Origin of the sequence: Vibrio sp. AND4, from assembly GCF_000171815.1 — a bacterium.
GTDB lineage: Bacteria > Pseudomonadota > Gammaproteobacteria > Enterobacterales > Vibrionaceae > Vibrio.
On record NZ_ABGR01000065.1, the window covers coordinates 1 to 3,876 of the forward strand.

Below are 3,876 nucleotides of genomic sequence, written 5' to 3' on the forward strand. Positions count from 1 at the left end.
CAGCAAATCTTCTCTGTCAATGCAGGGTTTAAGATGGCCAACATCCATAAGCGCCCTTTCAGTGACTTTGAATCCCATCTACCGGAGGGCTTCTCTGAGCTGTTTCATTCTCGTTGGCTGACCGTGGACACTTCATCGCTTGATAACGGTGAAATAGACGATTGCCAACGCACACGCTTTGATGAGCAAGGGCGGATTATCTACCCTGAGAACTTCAACAATGCATTTATGGAGCACCGGCATTACAACTGGGACATCGTCTTATTAACGCCCGACTTCGCCCAAGTTCCCAAAGAGTTAAAAGGTGTTGCCGAGTTGGCCAAACAGCACAAAGGTAAAGACGGGGTCTTTTTCTCCAATCGTAAGCCTCGAATCTTAGAACATGACCCAACGCGAACCGTCACCAAACCCAGCAAAGACGATGTAGTTTATAACCTTAAGGTGCCGCTTGATGTTCACTTGCTCTACGCCTCCACCGTTACGGGCCAAATCACCAAGGCGGGTCTTGGGAAAAACGTCTTCCTTAATCCTAAATTCTTAGCAGCTATGGCACTGGTCGTGCTTTCATTGGGGTACATCATCTATGCACTTATTAATATGGTTTCTGGTTCTGAGGCGTCAACTGAGGCAGGAACGCAGCCTAATCAAACTACGCAGCAAAATTCGGTATCGTCTTCACACGGTCAAGCGCGCTATAACCAAGGCTCTGCGTCTCATTCTGGCGTGGGTTCTGGTGGTGTTGATTGTTCGGGCACTGATTGCGAGTCTAGGGCTTATCATGACATAGGCGCGGTCCCCGAATGGTTTCCTCTGGCCAACTCCGAAACCATCTATGTGTCTGCGGTGGAACGCTGGCATAGACCTAATTCAATCCGAGTGAGTGTCCATTTTGAGGTCGTAACGCCGAGAGGTGTTAGCTATCTCGATGACTCGTTTCTAAAGAAGCTTGGAATTCAAATGAACTATCTAGACGATTGCCTAGTGCAGCTGTCTAGCGGGGACTCTAATTTCTACGTGACCTGCTCCCCTTATGAGCAATACGCGCAGGTGCAAGAACAAGATATCGAACTCAAACCTATGGGTGGTCTATTTGGAGACGATGAGGGCTAACGCGATCTTGGTGGGCATCGCCCCGACCGAAGGGAGTCACCGAGATATAAGGAGTTGCGAAGCGACGACGAGGCACCGAGCCACCCACCATAGGTTATCCGTGGCACTTGCCTAGACTGGCGAGTGTCACTAACTGCCCAAGCCCAAATTGGAAATAAACACCCCTCTTCCTGCCAGAATAAGCCTCGCAGAGCATCACCACACCAAAGGCACGTAAACCAACTGGAACGCACCAGAACGTTCAACAACAAAGCTTTGCGAGTGCCGAGCAAGGCTTTCCTATGTCTATTGTTTCAACAGCCGACGAGAGCGCGGAGCAAGTGAGGACGAACTAGGACGATTGCGCGACGCGCGGCGGGAGGCCAAACCCCCGTATCTGTATTACGGGGGTAAATTCCACCATGCCTCAAGGCTTCCGCTGACCAAGCCTCAAATCAGATAGATAAGCTGCCCTATATGCAACTAAATTATCTTGTTGAAACCATAAAGTATCTTGTTTGAGACGAAATGCATGAGATTGCACAATGGACAGCTAAAAGAAGGGCTAAATGCCCAGTTGGTGCAATGTGAAATATAGAATAAAAAAGGGTTATTCAATGGATGCGTATCTGACAAAATTAGAAACCGAATTTTCTTCCTTGGTGAAAAGATCACCTCATACAAATCAAACATGTAACATTAGTAATATGGCACAACCATGCGGGTTCACATCTAACCAGTATTCGGATACTCTTTTTCAAAAGGCTTACCTTTTGAAGTATGTACAAGCATATGAATTGGATTACATAAATCTCTATGAAAAATTAAAACAATTGTCATCTACTCTTAATCAGAAAAGTGTTTTAAATATATTATCTATAGGGTGTGGAGCTGGAATAGATCTAAATGCAGCAAAGAAAGTTTTTAACAATGTAGATGTTGTTTACAACGGAGTAGATAATGTTCACTGGGATGATCGTATATGTACGAATGAATCTGGTGTCAGTTATCATGACTATGGAATCGATAATATTGATGATAGCATTGTATCTTCCGCAGACATTGTGATTTTCCCAAGATCCATAACGGACATTCCCAAGAATTCTTTAAAAAGTTTTGCTGACCGATTAGTTATGCTTAACAAGAATAACTTTTATGTTTTATGTGGACATGTGCACTCATCTAAATCTTCTAACTCACAACTCAATTTAGGTTCTGAACGGATCGATGCTATGATGGATATAATTAAAAATGCTGGATTGCAAATCAGATTAGTTGAGGATAGTGCCCCCAATGTGACTGAGTTTATAAATTATAGAGATTATAAAGTAAGAGATATGTGTAGAAATAATAGATGTAACACTGGAAGTTGTAACTTTATTGCTGTGAAGAATATAAATAATAAAGGTTATCATCACATCGGAGAGGTATCGCAAATTGTTTAGAAATAAACAGATTATTAGTGTAAGTAGAAAAACTGATATACCTGCATTTTACGCTCCATGGTTTATGGAGCGAATTAGAGAAGAAGTTGTATTGACAAGGAACCCTTTTAAATACAATCAAGTATCATTAATTGATCTATCACCAGAAAATGTTCTTTGTCTTGTATTTTGGACTAGAAACCCTAAACCTTTGATGAAGCATTTAGATTACTTAGATAAAAAAGGCTACAGTTATTATTTTCAGTTTACAATTACGGGTTATATGGCTCCACTTGAGGCTAATAATCAACACCCTCTAAAATCAATCGAAACATTTAAAGCTTTATCCAAACGTATTGGCAAGGAAAGAGTAATTTGGCGATATGACCCAATTATTCTCACAAATCGTACACCAATTAAAGAGCATGTTCGCCTTTTTAAGAAAATAGCATCAGAATTAAATGGTTACTGTGAGCGTGTTGTTATTAGTTTTGCTGATTTGGACTATCGTAAAGCAAAAGTCAACTTAAATAAAGTTGACGGACTTACCTATGATGACATTATTAACCACCCTATTCAATTATCAAAACTATTGGTTGAATTCTCTAAAATTGCAAAAGATAATTCATTAATTATTGAGAGTTGTGCAGAAGATATAAACCTAAGTATATATAATATTAATCATGGTAAATGTATTGATGACAACTTAATTAGTCGGATACTTGGTTTTGATATTTCTTCTACAAAAGATATGGGTCAAAGAAAGGAATGTGGTTGTGTCGTCAGCCGAGATATAGGCATGTATGAAACTTGTCTTCATGGTTGCCAATATTGTTATGCAACCAATAATCATGAAAAAGCAAAGAATAATTTTAAAATTCATAACCGACATAGCGCATTTTTATTAGGAGAAGATGAAGAGTATAAAGAAAAGATAGCCATTCATAGGCAATTTAAAAAATACAAAAAAGATGAAATACCGATTCAAGGAAAATTATTTTTCTAGCATAGGTTCTTATATAATTACTAGAAATGAAATCTAGTAAATGATTTATTAGTTTGATTACGAGACTTTAATGATAAGGCCCCTCTTGGAGCCCTATTTTTTAATCAGAAAAACGTATATTAAAGCTTTTTAACGATTTATAGACTTCTTTAGTTAGCGGAATACGGAACTGGTCAATCTTCCAAATGTGGCCTACTAAGCCAAAACAAAAATCATTCTTCTCAAGAGGCTTGACACTAGTAATTTTGCCCCACTTGTCTAGCTCTATGTTTAAGATGCATTTCTGCTCATTTTTAAATGGCCTAAGTTGGTTGACCTCACTACTAATCCTATCATTAATCGCAGATATGGTCTCTC

General features: G+C 39.6%; 4 protein-coding genes. 3 read left to right on the top strand and 1 reads right to left on the bottom strand.

Annotation, left to right across the window (positions count from 1 at the left end):
• The 3 genes from AND4_RS18360 to AND4_RS18370 all read left to right on the top strand — a co-directional run.
• On the top strand, positions 1 to 1,110 hold a 1,110-nt coding region (locus tag AND4_RS18360; RefSeq protein WP_009844485.1), incomplete at its 5' end, for a zonular occludens toxin domain-containing protein.
• Between the two features lie 596 nt (positions 1,111 to 1,706).
• A complete protein-coding gene (locus AND4_RS18365; protein WP_144017067.1) occupies positions 1,707 to 2,534 on the top strand; it encodes a hypothetical protein in 828 nt (275 codons plus the stop codon).
• Entirely contained in the window at positions 2,527 to 3,519 is a 993-nt protein-coding gene (locus AND4_RS18370; RefSeq protein WP_009844487.1) for a DUF1848 domain-containing protein, read from the top strand. Before AND4_RS18365 ends, AND4_RS18370 begins: the two co-directional genes overlap by 8 nt.
• A gap of 100 nt (positions 3,520 to 3,619) precedes the next feature.
• Here the strand turns inward: AND4_RS18370 and AND4_RS18375 are convergent.
• Positions 3,620 to 3,876, bottom strand: a 257-nt coding sequence (locus AND4_RS18375; protein ID WP_009844488.1) for a cell envelope integrity TolA C-terminal domain-containing protein, incomplete at its 5' end; no start/stop codon positions are given.

Excerpts from the sequence above, each read along its gene's own strand:
- AND4_RS18365 (WP_144017067.1), top strand. The coding sequence starts at position 1,707 with ATGGATGCGTATCTGACAAAATTAGAAACCGAATTTTCTTCCTTGGTG.